The organism is Synechococcus sp. TAK9802 (assembly GCF_014279535.1).
In the GTDB taxonomy this organism is placed as follows: domain Bacteria; phylum Cyanobacteriota; class Cyanobacteriia; order PCC-6307; family Cyanobiaceae; genus Parasynechococcus.
The window spans coordinates 824,672-846,107 of sequence record NZ_CP047937.1 but is presented as its reverse complement, the minus strand read 5'-3'; the positions used below and the strand labels follow the sequence as shown (position 1 = coordinate 846,107).

At 57.5% G+C, this 21,436-nt stretch carries 20 protein-coding genes and 1 pseudogene; 17 read left to right on the top strand and 4 right to left on the bottom strand.

The genetic code is table 11. The annotated features are described in order from the left end of the window. Nucleotides 1-7 precede the first annotated feature (7 nt). Nucleotides 8-736, bottom strand: a complete 729-nt coding sequence (locus SynTAK9802_RS04795) for a response regulator transcription factor (protein WP_186497385.1) — start codon at nt 734-736, stop codon at nt 8-10. 89 nt (nt 737-825) lie between these two features. Beyond that, nucleotides 826-2,622 (bottom strand): annotated as a pseudogene (locus tag SynTAK9802_RS04790) (TM0106 family RecB-like putative nuclease); the annotation flags it as partial. A gap of 296 nt (nt 2,623-2,918) precedes the next feature. Between SynTAK9802_RS04790 and SynTAK9802_RS04785 the strand changes: the two are divergent. The 3 genes from SynTAK9802_RS04785 (at nt 2,919) to SynTAK9802_RS04775 (ending at nt 4,265) form a co-directional block, all read left to right on the top strand. Further along, entirely contained in the window at nt 2,919-3,527 is a 609-nt protein-coding gene (locus SynTAK9802_RS04785; RefSeq protein ID WP_186497547.1) for a hypothetical protein, read from the top strand. Nucleotides 3,528-3,749: 222 nt separating this feature from the next. After that, nucleotides 3,750-3,929, top strand: a complete 180-nt coding sequence (locus SynTAK9802_RS04780; RefSeq protein ID WP_255487855.1) for a hypothetical protein — start codon at nt 3,750-3,752, stop codon at nt 3,927-3,929. A gap of 141 nt (nt 3,930-4,070) precedes the next feature. Further along, nucleotides 4,071-4,265: a hypothetical protein gene (locus SynTAK9802_RS04775; RefSeq protein ID WP_186497545.1), complete on the top strand. Its 195-nt coding sequence runs from the start codon at nt 4,071-4,073 to the stop codon at nt 4,263-4,265. A 683-nt stretch (nt 4,266-4,948) separates the two neighbouring features. Here the strand turns inward: SynTAK9802_RS04775 and SynTAK9802_RS04770 are convergent. Beyond that, on the bottom strand, nt 4,949-5,143 hold the full coding sequence (locus tag SynTAK9802_RS04770; protein ID WP_186497543.1) for a hypothetical protein: 195 nt from the start codon (nt 5,141-5,143) through the stop codon (nt 4,949-4,951). Between the two features lie 26 nt (nt 5,144-5,169). Next, complete coding sequence (locus SynTAK9802_RS04765) at nt 5,170-5,418, bottom strand: DUF3104 domain-containing protein (protein WP_186498020.1); 249 nt, start codon at nt 5,416-5,418, stop codon at nt 5,170-5,172. Between the two features lie 463 nt (nt 5,419-5,881). On the opposite strand from SynTAK9802_RS04765, the gene SynTAK9802_RS04760 reads away from it, so the two are divergent. The 14 genes from SynTAK9802_RS04760 (at nt 5,882) to arsJ (ending at nt 21,364) form a co-directional block, all read left to right on the top strand. After that, nucleotides 5,882-6,385, top strand: a complete 504-nt coding sequence (locus SynTAK9802_RS04760; RefSeq protein ID WP_186497542.1) for a hypothetical protein — start codon at nt 5,882-5,884, stop codon at nt 6,383-6,385. A 604-nt stretch (nt 6,386-6,989) separates the two neighbouring features. Continuing rightward, nucleotides 6,990-7,130, top strand: coding sequence for a hypothetical protein (locus SynTAK9802_RS04755; protein ID WP_186497541.1), 141 nt, complete (start codon nt 6,990-6,992; stop codon nt 7,128-7,130). Between the two features lie 81 nt (nt 7,131-7,211). Beyond that, nucleotides 7,212-7,508 carry a hypothetical protein gene (locus tag SynTAK9802_RS04750; RefSeq protein ID WP_186497540.1) on the top strand — a complete coding sequence of 99 codons (297 nt, stop codon included), beginning with the start codon at nt 7,212-7,214 and terminating at the stop codon, nt 7,506-7,508. A gap of 156 nt (nt 7,509-7,664) precedes the next feature. Then, the gene (locus SynTAK9802_RS04745; RefSeq protein ID WP_186497539.1) at nt 7,665-8,363 is read left to right on the top strand and encodes a hypothetical protein; all 699 of its coding nucleotides are present in this window, start codon (nt 7,665-7,667) and stop codon (nt 8,361-8,363) included. A gap of 188 nt (nt 8,364-8,551) precedes the next feature. Beyond that, the gene (locus SynTAK9802_RS04740; RefSeq protein ID WP_186497538.1) at nt 8,552-8,851 is read left to right on the top strand and encodes a hypothetical protein; all 300 of its coding nucleotides are present in this window, start codon (nt 8,552-8,554) and stop codon (nt 8,849-8,851) included. A gap of 569 nt (nt 8,852-9,420) precedes the next feature. Beyond that, nucleotides 9,421-9,606: a hypothetical protein gene (locus SynTAK9802_RS04735; RefSeq protein ID WP_186497537.1), complete on the top strand. Its 186-nt coding sequence runs from the start codon at nt 9,421-9,423 to the stop codon at nt 9,604-9,606. 312 nt (nt 9,607-9,918) lie between these two features. Beyond that, nucleotides 9,919-12,066, top strand: a complete 2,148-nt coding sequence (locus SynTAK9802_RS04730; RefSeq protein ID WP_186497536.1) for a PhoX family phosphatase — start codon at nt 9,919-9,921, stop codon at nt 12,064-12,066. Between the two features lie 111 nt (nt 12,067-12,177). After that, on the top strand, nt 12,178-13,803 hold the full coding sequence (locus tag SynTAK9802_RS04725) for a DUF2079 domain-containing protein (RefSeq protein WP_186497535.1): 1,626 nt from the start codon (nt 12,178-12,180) through the stop codon (nt 13,801-13,803). A 527-nt stretch (nt 13,804-14,330) separates the two neighbouring features. Then, entirely contained in the window at nt 14,331-15,341 is a 1,011-nt protein-coding gene (arsB, locus tag SynTAK9802_RS04720; RefSeq protein ID WP_186497533.1) for an ACR3 family arsenite efflux transporter, read from the top strand. A gap of 13 nt (nt 15,342-15,354) precedes the next feature. After that, entirely contained in the window at nt 15,355-16,539 is a 1,185-nt protein-coding gene (chrA, locus tag SynTAK9802_RS04715) for a chromate efflux transporter (RefSeq protein ID WP_186497531.1), read from the top strand. A gap of 99 nt (nt 16,540-16,638) precedes the next feature. Continuing rightward, a complete protein-coding gene (locus SynTAK9802_RS04710) occupies nt 16,639-16,905 on the top strand; it encodes a hypothetical protein (protein WP_186497529.1) in 267 nt (88 codons plus the stop codon). A 1,120-nt stretch (nt 16,906-18,025) separates the two neighbouring features. Continuing rightward, complete coding sequence (gene pstS / locus SynTAK9802_RS04705) at nt 18,026-19,000, top strand: phosphate ABC transporter substrate-binding protein PstS (RefSeq protein WP_186498018.1); 975 nt, start codon at nt 18,026-18,028, stop codon at nt 18,998-19,000. Between the two features lie 97 nt (nt 19,001-19,097). Continuing rightward, on the top strand, nt 19,098-20,120 hold the full coding sequence (locus SynTAK9802_RS04700) for an ArsJ-associated glyceraldehyde-3-phosphate dehydrogenase (RefSeq protein WP_186497527.1): 1,023 nt from the start codon (nt 19,098-19,100) through the stop codon (nt 20,118-20,120). Then, nucleotides 20,117-21,364, top strand: a complete 1,248-nt coding sequence (gene arsJ, locus SynTAK9802_RS04695; protein WP_186497525.1) for an organoarsenical effux MFS transporter ArsJ — start codon at nt 20,117-20,119, stop codon at nt 21,362-21,364. Before SynTAK9802_RS04700 ends, arsJ begins: the two co-directional genes overlap by 4 nt. Nucleotides 21,365-21,436: the final 72 nt, after the last annotated feature.

The following is a 21,436-nucleotide window of genomic DNA, read 5'->3' as shown; positions in this document are numbered from 1 at the left end:
AGCACCCTCAGCCGAAGCGATACCCGAAACCGCGAACCGTACGGATCAACTGAGGCGATGAGGGCTCCTGCTCAACCTTTTCCCGCAGCCAGCGGATGTGAACATCCACGGTTTTGGTGTCACCGATGAAGTCGACACCCCAGATTTTCTCCAGCAGCTGATCGCGACTCCAGACGCGCTTGGGGTTCTGAATGAACAGCTCGAGGATCTTGTATTCCTTGGGGGAGAGGGTCAGATCCGTGCCATCCCGGGTGACCCTGCATTCACTGGGATACAGGCACAGGTTGGCGTGAGTGAAGGAATGGGGTTGGGAGGGCGACGTCTCCGATTGAGTGGATCGCCGCAGCAAGGCCCTGCATCGGGCAACCAGCTCGCGCAGCCCGAAGGGTTTGACCAGGTAATCGTCGGCGCCCACCTCAAGCCCCAGCACCCGATCGGTCTCACTGTCACGGGCGCTGATCACCAGGATCGGGGTGGTGTTGTTGATGCGTCGGAGCTCGCGGCAAAGGTCAAGCCCCCCCAACCCGGGGAGCATCAGATCGAGCACAATCAGATCCACCGGATCTGAAGTTTCAGCGGTGATCAAATTGAGGGCTGAGGCGCCATCGGCGCAGGTTTGCACCTCAAAACCTTCCGCGCGCAGGGCCTCTCCGACTGTTTCCCGAATGCTGTCGTCGTCTTCCACCACGAGGAGACGACGGGTGGAGACAGCCGCAGACAGGGTTGTCACGTCCATGAGGCGGGAGCGCTTCCATTCTGACCGAGGACTAAACCCGACAAAGCAGAACAGCGGCTTCGCTTAAGGGCTTAGAAGAATTCGTCGAAGTTGTCGAAATCAACCGCTTTGAACTTGCCCGCTTCCAGGCCGTAATCAATCTCCTCAAACAGGCTGCGGCCGAACTCATCAATGATTCCGCCCAGCCCGAAACCGAGGTTGAGCGGCAGCAGCGGCGCTGTCATCACCCCCAAAGCCCGGATCAACACCAAATCCCGCCGCAGGATGAAGGTGAGATTGGGCCGCTGCACCTTCACCGCAACCCAGTGCTGGCCCTGCAGACGGGCCTTGTACACCTGGCCCAGGCTGGCGGCGGCGATCGGCGTGTCGGGAAACTCATCAAACAATTCCTCGGCCGGCGCACCGAGTTCCTCGCGGTTGTAGTCCTCAATCGCCTGCAGCTTGGGGCTGGCCTTCGGCGCATCGCCTGGGATGGCGGGTTCTCCGGAGCTTTGCCAGTGCAGGTAGGCCACCACCGAATCACCGGCGTTGGTCACCCCCGCCTGGCGGGCATTCATATAAAGGTGCTCCACCTTCTTGATCGAGTAGCTGGGTTCCCCCAACACGATTGAGCTGGTCACGATCGGCAGCAGGTCCACCAGCAGTGCGCTGCGCAGCCAGGAATCGATTTCGGCTTCGCGAGTGGCGTGCTGTTGCGCCAAGCGCCGCATCGCTGTCTTCTCGTAGGCGGCGTAGTGGTAGATCCGCAGGCCCGGGAACTGGCGCCGCCGTTCCTCCACCCAATCCACCCACCCCTCGAAGGCGCGTTTTTCCTCCGCTTCGTTGTGGGCCCAGAACGCCTTGAACAACGGCTTGGTGCCTGGGGTGTTCCGGTAGCAGGCGCCAAACAGGTATTCGAGCTTGCTGCCGCCCACCGGGTCATGGATGCCTTCCATGTCGAACCAGATGTCGCCGGCATCAGCCGCCGGCAGAGCCGCCAGGCCTTTACCGGTTTCGATCGGCCGCAGGCGATAGGCCGGTCGGCCCTCAGCATCCACAGGCTGCAGCTGGAGTTCGGCCTGTTGGCGCAGCTCATGCAGGGCTTCTCCATTCAGCCCTGGGATGGCTGTGCCAGCGGGAACGGCAGCGAGGTCTTCAATCGTGGTGATGCCAGCAGCGCGCAGTTTCTGGCGCTGGTTCTGGCGCATGCCCGCCACCAGCATCAGATCGCGGGCGTCTTCGAGCCGTTGTTCGATGAACGTCGACCAGCCGCCGTGATCCCCCGGTACATCCTCGGGAACCACCGCTAGATCGAAGCCTTCGCGGAACTGGCGGTAGCGCTGCCTCAGTAGTTGGTACCAAGCCCAGAACTGATCGGTGCCATAGGGCTGAAACTTGCCGCCCCCCAGATAAAGCTCGAACTGATCCGGGCGATGCCCCAGCAATGGAGTGAGCAGTTCGCAGTAGGCCGAGGCCTGCACCAGGAAGGTGGTTTTCGGTTTGCTGGCGAGCTTGCACTCGATTGGGATGTAGCTCCACTCCCCAAGCAACGAAGGGCGATCAATGCGCCTGAGCAGGTCGGCACTGCCGCGCATCTCCTCATTGCAGAGCGAGGCCTGGTGGATGAACTCCACCCCCTCTGTCATCGCCTGGCGGGTGGCGGCGTAATCGGCTTCCGTTTGTTTGCCGGGCAGCCGGGCAATGCCGCGGCTTTCTTTTTCGAGCTTGCTGAGCAACACCTGCTCGTGGCGCAGGCCATCAGCAAACAGCTGCTGATCCAGCTCACTCACCGCCGGTTTGCTGCCGTCAAACAGATTCTGCGCCTGCAACTCTTCCCACCAGGCCCCGATCACTGGGCTGATGCTGAACAGTGACAGCTGGCTGGGAGTTATGAGGCGATTTCCCATGACCTATGCATGGCCTTGATGTGCTTAACACCGCAGAGAAGCAAGGTAATTCTGATCTGACATTGAATGTTTTGACCTGAACAGAGTTGGAAGACACCTTAATGTTGCCTGCGTGATTCACCTTTTTTGGAGAGGCTTCTACAAATTATCCATTTTGTTCGGGAAAATATCCATTAGGGGTTTAAAAATTTGAGAAATCACGCTATAATTCTCTCGTCGGAAGAATTAATCTGTTTTCTTGGGTAACGACCCTTCTTGCGGAGAGGCGATCGCTTGGCTTACCTGAGCCTCGGTGATTGCTCGCCCTTGTTGCCGATAACTGTTCGCTAATTAATTTTTACGCTATGTCTGATCAAATTTACGGCTGTGTATCTGTCAAGGGTGCTTCTGATCACGATGATCTGAAGACTTTGTGCTTGTCTTTTGCTCGTGAAATTCTTGGGGTGATTGACCGGGATGAGTTGCTCGACATCGAGGAGGAGCCGCTCTGTAATTACGGATGTGAGGAGCTGGGAAGAATCTGTCTCGATTACCAAGGTGATGGCATTTTAGAAGAGGAGGCCCTTGAGGGAATTGGTCAGGAGATCCAAAGTCTGTTCACGAAGGAAACCTCTTTTGATGGTGATATAGCCCATGCGGTCATCGAGGTCAGCTGCTGGGATGACGGCTGCGCAAATGAAGAGCTCTTCAATGCCTTTTGCCGATTCCTGTGTTCTTTCTCTGACCAAGATCACTATTTTGAAAATCACGTCAGTGACGATGGCCGCACCACTGTCGGTTTCTCTTTGCTGCACGTAAAAGACAAAGACAATGGACGCTGGGTGTCCAAGACTTCCCATGAAGTTCTCCAAGCCCTGATGGCTATGGATTCTTCGGACCTGATTGGAGCCTTGGCGTTGGCGTGATGCCCGCGGCGAGGCTATGCCTTGCCTATGGCGTTGGGTCAGATGAAGTACGGAAAGACGAATAGCGGTTGAAAATGTGTTGCTTATTGAGCCGCTCCGGTGTTGCTCAGCACGCTGATCATTGATCGTCCTCGATAAACTTGAACCATCGTTGGCCTGCTATTTGCAGGTGCAGTTCGATCTGGGTCATGCAACGGGGACCCAGACACTGTGGAGACGTTCATGTCACCTCTCGACCTCGTCAAGCGCGCAACCCTGCGCAAGCAACGCCTCACTGAGGCTCAACTGGCCCATCTGCGTGCCACCGCCTATCGCGGTGTCGACACCTCAGCCCACCTCTCTCCCACCATTGCCCGTGCTTCTGCGTCTTGTACCTATCGGGGAGTCGCTTACACCAGCTGAACTGGCGCCACTCATCGGCAAGCAAGCGTCCCGTCGAGGGGCGTTTTTTTTGCGCATTTAAAGCTTTCTCGATGGTTTGTTTCAACACAGTTCTCACCCCTGGAGGGGCCTTACAACGGAAACACGATTGAAGGAGTTTCCATGAGTCGATCGAGGTCGTTCAACCGCTTTCATCGCTATCTGGCAAGGCAGAAACGCCGTGGTTTGCGCTCTGTTCTGCCGCAGTTCCAGATGGACTTCGAGTACTACGGATCGCCCATCGATCACAGCCGCGACATGCTCAACAGGCTGAAAGGGCGTGAAGTGGAGCTTGAGTTGCTTGACGCCGAAACCTGACCGAGTAGCCCTCTTCCTGAGCCCAGCCCATTTCCCTCATGGTGTCGCGCCTATGGCGTTGACTACGTAGCCGTTAACGGCTCACATGCCAAATCTCCGTAGCCCTCGCTACAGGCTTATGGGACTTTCATGGAAGAAATCCTTGATCCCAAAGGTCTCCGAAAAATGGTATGCAGTGGCACGGGAGACTCCCTATGAAGGAGATCTGCGGAGACTTCTCTTACGGCAGAGTGAGTCATCGCGGCAGCACGGGAGAGCGACCCGTTGGCTGGCAGATCATCCAGTCCTCATTGACGGCAACTTGATGGGGATTGGTTTCTGCGCTTTAGGTGGTGTTCTGATATCGAAATATATTCAGAGCATTGCTTCCATCAAGGATTCGTCCAGGCAATATGAATGTGCGGAGTCAATCGCTCTAAGCTCCGCTAGGCGTGAGAATGAGAAATCACCTCCCCCTCAGTGGGAGGTTTTCTTGTATGAGCCTTTTTCTTGCTGCGGGAGCTCATACAGCTCGATCAAATGCGAGGTTAAGCGCCTGAGGAAGTCTTTCTCGGCTGTTTTTGAAGCCAGTGCATGGACATTGTCGCCTAGGCGATCCTTGTATGTATAGACCTCTAACCCTTTGGAGCCGAGGCCATCTTCTTTGGCATGTCAACCCAGCTCCGCTGGGTACCGGTTGGCTCCTAGAGCAGCTCTGTGATTCTGCGACGAGCCACCTTGGTATCTGAGGGCTGAACGTACCAGCCAAGAACTTGCTCAATCACCTCGCTACAACTTTTCAGCGACCACTGCTTGAGCTTGCGGTCAATCATGGCTGCCGTCTCGTCTGAAAGTTGGACCGTTACGGTCTTGCCCTTGTTCTTTCCCATCAGAGCCATCGAGCTCTTCCAAGGATGGCAACAATTCAGAGCCTTGGAACGATGTGGGTGACGAGGTCAGCCTTGACCCAGTTGGTGACGTGGGTGTCCACATAGGACACCTGGAAGAACAATGGGACTTTGGGGTTTTGCGGGCTGCCGATAACGTGAATCACGTCAGCCATCTGCCAGGTCTCGTCTGTGTTCTTGATGATCACGGACATTCCCGCTTTGACGTGGTGAAAGATCGGATCTGGGTTGGGTGGGGCAACTGGTCTCACCGGGCCAGTGGGCATATCCCTTCGGGTCGCAACCCCTTGATTCAAAGCCGATCCAGTTCGCTGAGCCAACCAAGAGATCTTCAACGGCTGTTTAAGGGCTGGTCTCGGTTTGCCCCGCCATAAGCTTGTAGGCGTGCGGATAAGCCTTCTTAACGATCCTCCTCAGCAGAAGGTCGGCAATTTCCATCAGGAGCAGCAAAAGAGCTCCCACAACAACAGTGTGGTTTCATCCAGCTTGTGGAGCTCAACCGCTTTCTTCCATGTCGGTCCCTCGAGCTTGTGTTTCTGCGTGAGGTGCTGGTCGTGTCACAACATCTGTCCTGTTGATCCATCAGGCAGGTGACACCTGCAGGCGCAACACCGACCAGTGCTCATAGGTCGAGCTTGAACGGAAAGACAGGAAACGCTTTGTTGAGCGGATGTTGAGACGCGCGAGATCAATGCTTGGATGCTTAAGGGATGTTTAAGAGGATGAAAGATGTGGGACCTCGGCTTATCTGTTTTCCTGGCGCTGTCCGGTGTGAGTGTTGTCGACAGTCCCCGTGACTGCCGCGAGCAACCGGGCCTGATGGGTGGCTACATCACGGGCACGAATCTGATTGAGCTCTGTCATGCCAACGTTCATCGTGCTGATCAGGACCTCGAGCGGGTGCTGCGCCACGAGATGGTGCATGCCATTCAGGAAAATTTCGATCTTCGGGAGTCGCTGATACCAGAGCCACTGCTCACCTGGTTGGTCCGCTGGACCATGGATGACCGTGAGGTGATGACGGTGCTGCTTTACGACGAGCATGAGACGGACCAGGAATTCGAGGCCCGGCTCTTGGCCAACCTCCCCAACTGGGTTGTGGGCTCTTTGCTTTGGATCAGTGAGCATCGGCACCGTGCGGTTCATGCTGGCCTTCAGCTTCCTCAGCCCTGGGAGGTGCTCCCTGTGGAGGCGATCCTGTGGAGAGATCAGTACGCCCTGGCCCGTCGTTGAACTGGCTCAGACCATTGATGTCGGTCGCTTGAGGTGACAACCAATCATTCGATGAATTGAGTCGTCACGCCTGCTTCTCCAGCAAGTGCTTGGCCTCGTGGCAGTGCTCTCTAAAGCCAGCCTTCAGAGCCGAATGCTGGGCCTGGCGTTCATGCACCGCTGTGGTGTAGTTGTTGATACATAGCTTGCGTTACGCATTCGATGTTCAGTTGGCATAAAAGCGCCACAAAGCGGTTCAGGAAGTCGATTGGCCTGAGCAAATACCAGTTCCTCTGGCTCACCTTCGGCAATGGCCTACTGATTGGTTATGTCCTGGCTTTTCTGGCTCACCGTTAACGCTTGATCAGAGGGGATCGGCATGACGCCGTTGTGCTGCAGGTGAAGTGCGACCGCCCCTGGTCCCCACACGATGCCAGCTGCCAGCAGCCAAGACCAGAACGGTGATCTCAAGAGTGGGTCTTGCAAGGGATCCTGCCCAGATCACTTCTATTTACGGCCTGAAGGTCAAGGCTTGATTGCAGCGTGATTAAGAAACCCGAATCGGTATGTACCCCCTGGCGACATGCCGTGTTACAGGTTAATGATTGGTTAACAGGAGGTTGTTATGAATCCGCTGAAGCAATTCCTCAAGCTGCATCGCCTGGAGCTCCAGGCTCGAGCGTGCGTTGATCGCTCTTCCGCGCAGAAGCTGATCAGAAAGGCCGAGAAGGCCAAGCAGAAGCTTGATGGCAGCCGCTGCCGCTGAGGTCAGACTCCTTAGGTATGAGTGCTGATTTCGGAGTGCTTGGCTGCATTAAACTGTATCCAGTGACACAGTTTTTGGCTGGTGAGTCCCGCTGATCAGGCCCGCAAGGAAATTCGGGACATGGTTGATGCGATCACGTCGGTCGTCGTCCGCGAGCATGCTGTGGATCAGAGTTTTGTGATCAATGAAATCAAGACATACATTTCCGCTCGAAATTTCGCAGAACAGAATGACGGTGATTTGAAAGTGATTCAGTACAAGCGCAAGCAAAAACTGGGTGGTGGCAACCTTGGCACTGTTCTGAATGGGCTCCGATCCAAAGTGCAAAGGATCAGTTCGATTCGTTTTGCTTCTTGCCCGCCTGAGGAAGCGAACTAGCCAGGCAGGGTTTGTCCTCTCCGCATCGCTCCTTCCATGCGCCGTGGTTCTGGGCCTTCACGCTGATCCTCCCTTGCTGTTGGTCAGAACATCAGGTTGTGCGATCTCAAAGTAGGCTTCGCCACGTTGTTTTGGCGTTCCTCACTCAGTTCCTCAATGGAGTTGCTTGCTTTTCTGCTGGCTGTCCTGGCGACTGCTTTTATTCTCTCCAAGGCGGTTGGTAAGCGCATAGCTCGAAGGTGCAAGAAGGTGAGGCCCATCAGGGTGACTGGCTTTCGAGGTTCGCGATCCGCTGAGCTCAAAGCACAAGCTTCTGAGGTATCACCGTCTTCAGCATTGGTGGGTTTGGAAGACCCGCCAGCACCTCCTCAACCAACTCTGGTGGAGGCTGTTGATTCTGAACTTGACTGGTCGTTAGGAGGCGAGGGCGCGGGCAAAACTCCTTCCGAGGTTTTGGTGATGATGTTTCCACAAGTGCGCGGCGTTGAGAAGCAAGATTGGACGGCTGTGAAGAATTCTCCAGAGAACAAAAGCAATCTTGATTTGATGCTGGCTTGTTGTAAGGCTGAGATCGAGGCATCTCAGAGCAAGCACGTTTTCCCTACGCCCGACTGCTTCAAGCGGGTTGCAAGCCTTTTGCGCAAGCAGGAAGACTATGCCCGCGAATTAGGAATTGTTGAGCTCTATTGGTTGCTGTGTGATTCTGTTTTTGAGGAGGTGAAGCGACGGGATGGCCTCCGTGCCCAGCTCATGGCCCAGCATTCGGCTCTAAAAGCTGGTTTTAAAAAACGCTACGATAAGGCGCAGCTTTTGCTCCAGTTGAAGAGAGAAAATTCTGCATTAACGCCTCAATAGCTGTACAGATTCAATTGCTTCCCGTTCGAAATGGGCTGCGTTGAAGTCGTGCAACGGAATCATTGATTGTCGTTTGGCATCGCTTGGCTTGTGCAACGGCTTTTGCTCTTATGCCTTCTTTTACGTGTCATTAACCAGGGCATGCCAAGGTTTCAAGGTTGATTTCAGGGTGTTTTGCCCTGTCGCCCATGGCGTCAAACCTGAGCGATCAAGCCCTTCAGGATTCTTTCGCGATGCGATTGGCGAGCATTCGCCGCAGCCGTTACTGGATGAACGTCACGGATATCGGCGAGGCGCTCCATGATTTGCGCCCAGCGGTGATTGATTTGATCGACCTGCTGGAGGAAATGCAGCAGCAAAAGCCAGAGGATGTTCCCTACGACCCCGGCCGAGATCCTGATGTTGCCCTGCTGGACGACACGATTCCTCTTCTGAACCGCTTGGCCGTCTTGCTCAAACAGCAAGACGACAGTCACTCCGCTGCCTGATCCCCAGGCGGGTCGAGACCTAATCCATCAACCAGTCAAAGTCATCGTCGCTGTTCCAACCTCTGCTCTGTGCTGGCCTTCGTTTCCTTGGCTGGGCCTGCTCGGTGATCATTGGCGGTGGAGCAAGCAAGGCCGGCAACACAGGCAAGGCTTGCTTGTTCACTTGATAAGGAATCACCTGCAACCGTATGGGGGTTGCTGCTTGTGCGGGCAGCACGGACCACAGCATCAACGCCAGCACGACCCTTCGCACGACTGCCTGGTTTGATCATTTCCCATCTTCCATCGCATTGCCCTGGGCTCGACAGTCATGAAATTCTTTGTCGCGTGTGTTCCGCGACACGTTCATATCTCTGTGTCTCGTCTCACCATTGATTCTGGTAGAGTTGTGAGATGAGTCTTCAAGGTTTCCTGCGTGGATTGCGATTTTTGGTTGCAGCCGGTTTGCTTGGATGGACTGTCTGGTTGTTTGTGGAACATCAGGATCTCCATGACCGAGGTTGCTTAACCGAATCCGCATGGACCACTCAGAATGATGAGATTTACGATCGCGAGTTGAAGGTGGAGTGATGTTCAAACACTTTTCGTTTTCCAGTCCGGTTTGGCTGATTCCTGCTGTGTTCGTCTCCGTTGTGTGCGTCATTCAGACCATGCATGTTGTTGAGCATGGGCGCTACTGCAAAACCAGCGATGAATGGCGCCAGATCTATGACCAGAAAGCTTCAACCATGCAGGCGGCCGAATCTGAGGATTAGGCGTTAAGGGTTTCTGGGCTGGTGTGTTCCAAGGCACGTGTATTTCGTGCGGATTGAACTAAGTGTGGTCGATGTTTTGTCGCCCAATGCCTGCAGCTTCACCCCCGCTTGAAGATCCTTCTAGCGCCCCTCCTGATCTGCACGTTAAGCAGTTGGTTCGTGAAGCTTTAGGCGAACTGGCTGATTCACCACTGGATGGTGAGAATTACAACCGCGTTGTTGATGCCTTCGTGCGTCGGGGTCTGATCTAGATCCGTGGCAGTGATCGTTGCCCCGCCACTCAACCGCTGATCGCTTAGTTCACCAAAGCCGATGTCGTTGCGCCGCCGCTCTGTTCTGTCTCTGCTCGGACTTGGCACGGCCGGCATGGTGACAGCACGCGTGTTCTCTGAAGGCTCTCTCGTTCCATCGGCACAACGTGGTGTAGTGCGGAGTCGACCGTTTGACCCCGTTCCTGTTCCGCTCCCCGTTGAGGGCGATGGTTTAAGGGCGTCCGAGCAGCACAACGTCTATCGCGACATTTCTCTCGAAGACCGGCTCGCGCTGCCAGAGGGATTTCGCGCTGATCTGCTGGCGGCCTGGGGCGATCCCCTCGGAGAAAGCCGTTTTGGCTTTAACAACGACCATTTGGGTTTCGTTCAGCACGGGCCTGATCACGCCTCGATGACGGTCAATTTCGAATACATCAGTGCCTTGCCTTGGACTGAGGGTTTCGAGGATGTGATCGGTCAAGCCATTCCGTTTTCCCGCCTGGTGGAGCAGTTGGCACCGGCAGATGGGGAGATCGATTGCACACCACTGACGGCTGGGGATCCCCTCCTCGGCCTGATTCGCGGTGTGGCTGATCAGGCCATGACCGATCTGGGTTTCGGGGTGATGAGTTTGCGACGTGACTCCCAGGGGCATTGGAGTCGTGCCGACGCAGCAACTGATCGGCGCATCACCGGGATTACGGGGTTGAGCGATCCCACCCAGCGGTTGGTCAGCACCGGCCCCGCTGCGGCGGTTTTCCGGGCCCAACAGCGCCTCGGTTACGACGATGGCCTCGGTGATGGCATCGTTGGCAGCTTCGCCAACTGCGGTGGTGGCACCACCCCCTGGGGCACGGTGCTGAGCGCCGAAGAAAACATCCAGTCGCAGGTTCCGGAGGCGGTGTATGCCGATGGCAGCTCTGTGCCTCCATCGGCATGCCCCTTTCTCTGCCGCGAAGGGAAGCTGGCTGGTCTGGGCAATGTTTACGGCCTGGCGGGAAACAAATACGGCTGGATGGTGGAGGTTGATCCGCAGCGCCCAGGCCATGCGGTCCGCAAACACACGGCTCTTGGCCGCTTCCGCCATGAGGCCGTCGCGGTGAGGGCCGAGGCAGGTCGGCCCCTGCAGGTGTATTCGGGTTGTGATCGCCGCGGCGGGCACCTTTACAGATTTGTCAGCAGCGGCACACTCACCGACCTTGCCGACAAAGCGAATTCAAGGCTGCTGGAGGACGGTGAGCTTCAAGTGGCCCGCTTTCATGCCGATGGCTCCGGCGAGTGGTTGTCCTTGACGCCGGACGCCGTGGTGGATCCTTTTCGGCCGAGCCGTTTCAGCGAAGCAAATCTCACCTGCCCCGTGGAGCTGCCCCACCGCGACCGCGACCGCGCCGGTGCCGAGCTGTTTCGCGACGACGCCTCCGTTGCGGCCTATGCCCGGAAGTTCCGAACGCTGGGCGATCTGTATCGCGGAGAGGGTGAAGCTCTCCAGGGAGCCATCCTGATCGACGCGCATCTGGCCGCCAGCGCCATCGGTGCCACCCCAACGGCCCGACCGGAAGACACCAAGATTGATCCGATCACTGGTGACCTGCTGATTGCTTTCACGTCGGGTTCTCCCGGCGGAAAGGGTGGTGCCGATCCGGCTGTGTTCTGTGGTCCGCAGGGCCAGAGCAGCTGGGGCCACGGCTGGGTGATGCGACTGACGGAGTATGGGGAGCGTGGCTTCCGCTGGACCATGGCTGTGACTGGCGGCGAGCCCTGGGCTGGCGGCCTTGGGCTGACCAATCCCGACAACCTGGCCCTGGATCAACAGGGCAATCTCTGGATCGTGACCGATCGCTCGATGAAGTCCGCAGCAGGCGATGTGTTCGGCAACAACAGCTGCTGGTGGGTGCCGCGGGATGGGGGCTCAGCCCTTTGCTTCGCCACCGGGCCCATGGAATGCGAACTGACTGGGGTTTGCCTGGATCAAGAGGAAAGCAGCCTTTTCCTGGCGGTGCAGCACCCCGGTGAAGTCCATGGTGCTCGGGTCTCCGGCGGCATTGAGTTCCAGTCGCACCAGCTCGTGGATCGTGAGGGCGCATCCTTCCAGCAGTTGCGTCAGGTGCCGCTGGGTTCCAATTGGCCGGCTCAGGCACCCGGCCGGCCGCCCCGTCCCGGTGTGGTTGCCATCCATCGGGCCAATGGCGAACCCCTTCTGCCGGGTTGAGCCGGCTTGGTGAGCATGCACCGTTTCAGGTCTTGATCACGCTGGTGCTCCACAGCACATGCAGGTGATGAAGTCGCTGCAACGCTGGGCTGGCTTGAGTGAAGCGTTCAGGTGCCGTTGTTGACGTCCCGTCGCGTCCTCATTGCTGCTGGTTTGTTTGCCGTCATCTGCCTGGGCCTGCAGGCCTGGCGTTCCTGGGTCCTGTTGGCCAGCTACGACCAGGGCATTTTTCAGCAGGTGCTTTGGAACAGCCTGCATGGCCATTGGTTCGAGAGCACCCTCTCCTCGCAACTCTCCACCAACGTGGAGCATGCCGGAGAGCTGCCTTCGGTGGATTACGAACGGCTTGGCCAGCACTTCACGCCAACCCTGTTGCTCTTCGCTCCATTGCTGGGGCTGCTCGGGGGAGCCGCCCTCCCGTTGGTTCAGGTGGGCCTTATCACTGCTGCGGGTCTTGTGCTGCATCGCCTCGCCAGTGGTTGTTTGCCCGAACGCACCGCCAACTGGATCGCCTACGGCTATTTCGGTGGCAACGCCTTGATCGGTCCCACCCTCGGCAACTTCACGGATCTCTGTCAGCTGCCTCTGGCCGTCTTCGTGCTGGTGCTGGGCCTGGTGGAACGGCGCACCGGGCTGATCCTGATGGCCGCCGGCCTGATGCCCCTGATCAGAGAGGACACGGGGGTGCTTCTGGTGGCGGTTGGCTTCTGGTTGTTGGTGCGCCATCGCCAACGCTGGCCCCTGGCTTTGGCCTTGATCAGCTGGGGAGGGGGATGGGTGTTGCTGTGCACCAACGTTCTGATGCCGCTGTTCTCAGACGACAACGCCAAGCGCTTCATGGTGGAGAACTTCGGTCAGTACCTCAGCGATGGCAACAGCGAGGGCAGCAGCAGCCTTGCGGTTCTCCAACGGATGTGGTCTCAGCCATTCCTGCTGCTGCAGCAACTGGTGGATCCCCCCGGAGGGACCCTTCGCTACCTCCTTGGTCACAGCCTGCCGTTTCTTTTCCTACCCCTGATCAGCCTCGATGCCTGCCTGCTGGCGGGCCCAAGCCTGTTGGGACTGTTCCTTGCCCAGGGCGCGAACAATCCTCTTGCGATCACCATTCGCTACACCCTGCTGGTGGTTCCTGGCTTCGCCCTTGGCACCCTGTTCTGGTGGCAGCGGCGCCCTCACTTACAGCTGGGGCCTCGCCTCAGGCTGGCTTGGGGCGCAGCCATCAGCCTCTCTCTGCTGCTCACATTGACCAGCAATCCCCACCGCAGCCTCTCGTTTCTTGTTCCTGCCAGCGTGCAGCCATGGGTGCACAGCAGCCCGGCTGACCAATGGAGCCATGGTGCAGCGGCTCGGCGTGCCTTGGCTGTGATTCCTCCGCAGGCCAGCGTTGCGGCGAACACATCGCTGGTGCCTTTGCTTGCCCGCCGCGAGGTGTTGGTGCGCTTCCCCTTCAACACCGACTATCTGGACCGCAAGGGTCGGCCTCAAAGCGTGGACTGGGTTGCCGTGGACCTCGATTTGCTTGACCGTTACGGCCGGGCGTTCGCAGGAGATTGGCGCCAGCTTCGCAACAGCAAGCGCTGGATTGAGAAGCACCGCCAGGCCTACCGCGTTCAATCCCTTGAGGATGGTGTTGTGGTGCTCCAGAAGGAAGGCCCGATTCACGCTCCACTGGAATTGGCTCTGGACCAGACCTTGCAGCAACCGCTTCCAGCCAATCCGCGCCGGCGGCGCTCCTGAACCATGGCTCCGCCTCAAAAGGCTTGAATGTTATGCCGATTGAGTTCCACTTCACTGCCAAAAGGTCGCATGCATTCGATCACTGCACAGCGGCGCGATGACCACTCACCACTTGAGAATCAAGAGATGTGTTTTTAAGCATTCATCTCCCGATGTTGACGCAAAGCAAGCGGCCTCATTGGGTTTGGACCTTGATATTCACAGGTGTCAAACATGCCTTACTAGCGGCTTGAGCATTGTTCCGTTGTCACGCTTTGTTCGGCGAATGCCCGTTCCGATGCCAGTTTCCATGGGTTTGGAACAACCAGCGCAAAGATCAAAATGGCCCAAGGAAACAGGCCTATGGGTTTTTCAGTCATCGATATTCAGGCACCACCTCAAAATTGTGCTTGAGGTGGTTTAAGTGAGATTTGTGGATGGCTTTAGGAGCAATTAAGCCATGCCTAGCGTGTATTCCAAAGCACATCCTTTGGTGAGTGGAACCTGCTGGAGGTAGGGTTCTCCCATCAAGAATTCTTGATGAATTGATGGGTCTGTTCGAGCGCTATCTCTCCGTCTGGATTGGCATGGCAATCGTGGCGGGAGTTGGCCTTGGTGCTTGGTTCCCTGATGCGGCGGCAAGCATTGCGGCCCTGGAGGCTGCGGGGATCAATCTGCCGATCGCGGTGCTGATCTGGGGAATGATCTTCCCGATGATGTTGGCGGTCGACTTCTCCTCCATCGGAGCGATTCGCCAGCAGCCGCGGGGGCTGTTGGTGACAGCCGTTGTGAACTGGCTGATCAAGCCCTTCACCATGACGGCTCTTGCCTGGCTGTTCATCCGTGGCGTGTTTTCCGCCTGGATCCCGGCAGGCATCGGTCAGGAGTATGTGGCCGGGATGATTCTTCTTGGCGTCGCTCCCTGCACGGCGATGGTGTTCGTGTGGAGTCGTCTCAGCGACGGCGATCCCAACTACACCCTGATGCAGGTCGCGTTGAACGACCTGATCATGGTCTTCGCCTTTGCCCCGATTGCGGCGCTTCTGCTGGGGGTTTCGGATGTGTTGGTGCCTTGGAACACGATGCTCACGGCAGTGGGTCTGTTTGTCGTGGTCCCCCTGGTGGCCGGATGGTTCACGCGGCTGAGCCTGCGCAGTACTCGCCGGATTGAGCGGTTGGAGACGTGGCTCAAGCCCCTGTCGATTGGCGCGTTGATCGCCACTGTGTTGCTGCTGTTCATGGTGCAGGCCCAGGCGATCTTGGCGAATCCGCTGGCCATCGTTTTGATTGCCATCCCTTTGATCCTCCAGACCAATCTGATCTTCTGGATCACAGCGATCTGGATGCGCTCAGCAAGGCAGCCACGATCGATTGCGGCACCCGGGGCGATGATCGGCGCGTCCAACTTTTTTGAGTTGGCAGTTGCGGTGGCCATCAGCTTGTTCGGTTTGAACTCCGGGGCTGCCTTGGCCACGGTTGTGGGCGTGCTGGTGGAGGTTCCGGTGATGCTGTCGCTGGTGGCGATGGCCAACCGGAACCGACGCCTGTTCCCCGTTTGAGAGGAGCAGCGTGATGCCCGCTCCGCTGAAGGTGTTCGTTCAGTTCTTCGTGTTGGGGTTGACCTCGTTTGGTGGCCCTGTGGCGCACCTCGGTTACTTCCACGAACGTTTTGTGCAGCGGGAGCGTTGGATCACCGCTGAGGCCTACGCCGATCTCGTTGGTCTCTGTCAGCTGTTGCCAGGCCCTTCGAGTTCCCAGGTGGGCATGGGTCTGGGGCTGATCCGGGCCGGTTGGCTTGGCGGCCTGGCGGCCTGGGCAGGGTTCACTTTGCCTTCGGCTGTGTTGATGCTGCTGGCGGCATCGCTGCTTTCAGCCCATCCCCGTTGGATCGAGGGGGGCTGGGTGCATGGCTTGATGGTGGCGGCTGTGGCTGTGGTAGCCCAGGCCGTTCTGGGCCTGCAGCGCAAGCTGGCTCCCGATCGGCAGCGGGCCAGCCTGATGGTGGCCGCTGCTGTGCTGGTGCTGTTGGTGCCTCGCGTCTGGGCCCAGCTGTTGTCCCTGTTGCTTGGAGGATTGGTGGGGTTGTGTGCTCTGACGCCACCTGCGCTGGAGCCATCTGAACCGGAACGTCTCGTTGTTCCGCTGCAGCGTTCGGTGGCGGTGGTTTCGCTCGGTTTCGCTGTGCTGCTCTTCGTGTCTCTGCCTTGGTTGTCTGCTGAGGCCAGGCCGCTGCTGGTGCAGCAGCTCAGTGGTTTCCTGCGCACCGGTGCCTTGGTGTTCGGTGGTGGCCATGTGGTGCTCCCTTTGCTGGAGCAGGCGCTGGTGCCCAACGGTTGGATCGACCTGCAGCAGTTTCTGGCGGGGTATGGCGCGGCCCAGGCGGTGCCAGGGCCGATGTTCAGTTTCGCGGCCTTTCTTGGCTTTGATCTGCAGCCAGGGCTTCAGGGCATCGCCGGTTCTGTGATGGCGCTCGTTGCCCTGTTTTTTCCCTCGTTCTTGTTGGTTGGTGGGCTCTTGCCCTTCTGGAGTGACCTGGGCCTTTTAGCTCCGATGCGTCGAGCCCTGCTGGGCATCAACGCATCAGTGGTGGGCATCCTGCTGGCGGCGTTGTTTCAGCCCGTCTGGCAGACAGGGATCCGCGGGGGTGCTGAGTTCAGCCTGGCGTTGGTGGCGTTTGTGTTGTTGGTGAGCTGGCGGCAACCGGCGTGGCGGGTGGTGCTGTTCTGCGCCGGAGTGGGTGGTTTGACTCTGGCCTGATCCATTCCTCTGCAGAATCACTGCATTGATGGGGAGTGTGGTGGCTGGAGCTGGTGTGAATCCTGCTGATTAGCGCCGGTAGTAGTGCATGTTGCGTCGATGATCGATGAAGCCCTTCTGGTCAGCACCCAGGGCCATCATCTTGTTGAGCTGAGCGACGCAGCCGACAACCACTCCGAATTGGCCGCTTTCTTCTGCCTTCCGCGCCGTGCGCTCCAGGCGAGCGACGCACTGGAACAGCAGGTCACGCTGATCGACTATGTCGTCAACGTCTATCCAACTAGCTGGTCGCCATCCGACAACACTGCTTTCCCATTTGAAACCCTCAGCACTTCATGTGAGTTGCTGGGATTTTCGCTTCCGTAGGTGACTCGATAGAGCCCGAAAGAGTTCAGCGATTTGGTGCGGGCGTTGCTGAAGGCTTGGAACTCAGTCTTAAAGCACTGTTCTTGGACCCAAAAGTCGGTTCCAACGTGTCGCTCAACGCAAAACATGCTTTGTATCAACGTGGACACAGAGCTTGATGAGTCCGAGGCCGTTTACGAGCAATCTCAACGAGAATTTTGGATTCCCGTTGCACCCCTAAACAGCTGAGACCTTGCCGTGGTCAATGACAACAACCACATTGCTGGTTGCCTGATCGACAACTCTGTAATTGCAGCCTTTCACCTTCGACATCACTCTTGCTCGGACAAAAGCTCTAAGCTCTGTCTGGAAGCAGAAGTCCTGAATCCATTGACCGGGGCTTGCTTCTCGATGGATGCAATACACGGCAAAGTTGGTTTACCTAACTTCGTGCTATCACAGCCCGGACATCTCCGACAACAGCCGGACACTATTGACCTTTTCGCTGAAAAGCCCTGCGGTGGCTACCTCTGGATATCTCGGACACTGTTCACACTCCTTTTTGTAAGCAAGGAAAAGTAAAAGAATTATGAGTGGTTTAAAAACTCCACTCCAGAGTTAAACACTGAAATTTCGGCAGAGCACCTACTTACTACGGAATCGCAGACAGGGTGATCCGCTGCAGCTCTATAGAGCAGATCACCTGAGCCAAGCCCGCCACCCTCTCTTGGGGACGTGTCTCTATTGAAGTCATAGCTCTGATGCCTTGGACTTTGCCACAGCCAGACAGGAGTTCAGTCGACGAGTTCAGTGTCTATGCGGACAAACCAGTCGTTCTCATCCGCGAATCTCTTATCGATGCGGCGCCGAGTCTCAACAACGTGTCGGCGTTGTGCCCACAATTCGCTAACGAACTTTGCAAGTCGTTCAAGGCGATCCCCAGGCTGCAGTGCCTGGCCAGGCCCGCCAAAAGTTGAATTGCCGCAATTAATTCAATCGTGGATGTTAGTATCTCCATTCCAGAAAAAGCAAGAAATATGCCTTAACTGTCTCTTAATTAGAATTTATTTCTTTCTGAAAGACGAAGAGATTGCTCTAGTAATAAAAACAATAGTGCAACGATTCCATACCCTTGGTTGTGATTCGCTCTGCACGCACTGCCCTCCTGCTGGGAGCTGCCCTGGCTCTTGGCACTGCACTGCCGTCATTTGCAGCTCCCAAGCTGAATGGCGCTGGCGCCTCCTTCCCGGCCAAGATCTACCAGCGTTGGTTCGCCGACCTGGCCAAGGCTGGCGGCCCTCAGGTCAACTACCAGGCCGTGGGTTCCGGTTCCGGCCGTAAAGCCTTCATCGACCAGACCGTGAACTTCGGTGCATCGGATGATCCGATGAAGAAGAAGGACATGGCCAAGGTCACTCGTGGTGTGGTTCAGATCCCGATGGTGGGTGGCACCATCGCCTTCGGCTACAACAAGCCCGGTTGCAACCTGAAGCTCACCCAGGAGCAGGCCGTCAAGGTCGCCATGGGCATGATCAAGGACTGGAAGGAGCTCGGCTGCAAGCCCGGCACCCTCACCTGGGTGCACCGTTCCGATGGCTCTGGCACCACCAAGGCCTTCACCAACTCCATGCAGGCCTTCTCCAAGACCTGGACCCTCGGCACCGGTAAGTCCGTGAAGTGGCCCGCTGGCGTTGGCGCCAAGGGCAACTCCGGTGTGGCTGGCCTGATCCAGAACCGTGAAGGCGCGATCGGTTATGTGAACCAGTCGTACATCAAGGGCAAGGTGGTTGCCGCCGCTCTCCAGAACAAGTCCGGTGAGTTCCTCAAGCCCTCTGTGGCTGCGGGTGCCAAGGCCCTCAATGGCATCAGCCTGGACAAGGACCTGGCTGGCAAGAACCCCAACCCCACCGCCAAGGGCGCATACCCCATCGCAACCCTCACCTGGGTTCTGGCGTACAAAACCGGCAACGGAGACAATGCCAAGGTGGTTCAGGACGCCTTCAACTACATGTTGAGCGACGCTGCTCAGAACAAGGCCCCTTCTCTGGGCTTCGTTCCCCTCAAGGGTGACATCCTGGACAAGTCCAAGGCCGCTGTGAATAAGATCGGGAAGTAATTAGAGCCATATCGTTCGATTTAACTAACTAAAAAACCTTGAATTCCAAGAAGAAGGGTGGATCTAATTCCCCCTTTTCTTGGATCAGAAAGTTGTTATGAAGATTGGGATTAATGGGTCTGGTCGGATCGGACGTTTGGTATTTCGGGCCCTTTGGGGGCGCCCCGGCATCGAACTGGTGCACGTCAATGATCCCGCCGGTGATGCTGCGACGGCAGCGCATCTGCTCGAATTCGATTCGGTCCACGGTCGCTGGGATCGAGGCATCACCAGCAGTGCTGATGGATTCAGCGTGGAGGGATCCGCACTCACCTGGTCCAGCGAAAAGGACCCCACCGCCGTGCCCTGGAGCGATCGGGGGGTGGAGATGGTGCTTGAAGCCAGCGGCAAGATAAAAACCCCGGAGACGCTCAATCCCTATTTCGATCAGCTGGGCCTCAAATGGGTGGTGGTGGCCTGTCCCGTGAAGGGAGTCGTCGCCGGAGAGGAAGCGCTCAACATCGTTTACGGGATCAATCACCACCTCTATGAACCGGCGCGCCACAAGTTGGTGACGGCCGCCTCGTGCACCACCAACTGCCTGGCCCCGGTGGTGAAGGTGGTGCACGAGAGCTTCGGTATCGAGCACGGCCTGATCACCACCATTCATGACATCACCAACACCCAGGTGCCGGTCGATTCCTTCAAAAGCGATCTCCGTCGGGCACGCTCCGGGCTCAGCTCACTCATTCCCACCACCACCGGTTCGGCCAAGGCGATCGCGATGATCTTCCCTGAGCTGAAGGGCAAGCTCAACGGTCATGCCATTCGTGTTCCCCTGCTGAATGGATCGCTCACCGATGCGGTGTTCGAGCTCAAGCAGAGCGTCACGGTGGAGCAGGTGAATGCTGCGTTCAAAGCTGCTGCGGAAGGGCCGCTGAAGGGAATCCTGGGTTACGAGGAACGCCCGTTGGTGTCCTGCGATTACACCAACGACAACCGCAGCTCGATTGTCGATGCTCTCTCGACGATGGTTGTTGATGGCAACCAGTTGAAGGTGTTTGCCTGGTACGACAACGAATGGGGCTACAGCTGCCGCATGGCCGATCTCACCTGCCACGTGGTTGGTCTGGACGGATGAAGCTCTCCCCTCTGCAGCAATACGGCATCGTCACCGCCAACTACTGGGCCTTCACGCTCACCGATGGGGCCCTGCGGATGTTGGTGGTGTTCCACTTCCATCAGCTCGGCTACACCACCCTCGAGATCGCCTCCCTGTTTCTCTTTTATGAGCTGTTTGGGGTTCTCACCAACCTGTACGGCGGTTGGATCGGTGCCCGCTATGGGCTTCGGCTAACCCTCTGGGTGGGAACGCTGCTGCAGATTCTTGCGTTGTTGATGCTGATGCCCGTCGCCGCCAGTTGGCCGAAACTGTTGAGCGTGATCTATGTGATGACCGCTCAGGCCATCAGCGGCATCGCCAAAGATCTCAACAAGATGAGCGCCAAGAGTGCCATCAAGACGGTGGTTTCAGAAACGCCGGAGGATCAGCAGCAGGGGCAGCAGCAGCTGTTCAAGTGGGTGGCGATCCTCACGGGATCCAAGAACGCCCTCAAGGGTGTGGGCTTCTTCCTCGGTGGGGTGCTGCTCACTGCCTTTGGCTTCAATGCTGCCGTGGGCTGGATGGCAGCAGGTCTGGCCCTGGCCTTCCTGCTCACGCTGGTGCTGCCCGGGGAGATCGGAAAGATGAAGTCCAAGCCGGCCTTTTCGTCGCTGTTCTCCAAATCCCAGGGCATCAACGTGCTGTCCCTGGCGCGCTTTTTTCTGTTTGGTGCCCGGGATGTTTGGTTCGTGGTGGCCTTGCCCGTGTTCCTTGAGGCCTCCCTGGGCTGGAGTTTCTGGGAGATCGGTGGCTTCCTGGGTCTCTGGGTGATTGGCTACGGCATCGTTCAGGGATCAGCGCCTGGTATGAGACGGCTCTGGGGGCAGACCACATCCCCGGGAGCATCTGCTGTGCAGTTCTGGAGTGCTGTGCTCACCGCCATTCCCGCCCTGATCGCGGTGGCGCTGTGGCGCCAGGTGGATGTGGCGGTCGCCATCACCGCAGGCCTTGCCGCCTTTGGGGTGGTGTTCGCGATGAATTCGTCGATCCACTCCTACATGGTGCTGGCTTACACCGATGCGGAGAGCGTCAGCCTCAATGTGGGTTTCTATTACATGGCCAACGCTGCCGGACGCTTGGTGGGCACGTTGCTCTCGGGGGCTGTGTTCATGCTCGGCCGAACCGAAGCCGCGGGCATGCAGGCCTGCCTCTGGGCTTCATCCCTGCTGGTGTTGTTGTCGTGGTTCAGCAGCCTCAGATTGCCGGTTGTGGCCAAACTCTGAATTTCTGCTGAATATCGCCGCGTTGGTAGGGATTCAGACACCCGCAAGCAGAGATTTTCTGCTGAATGGATG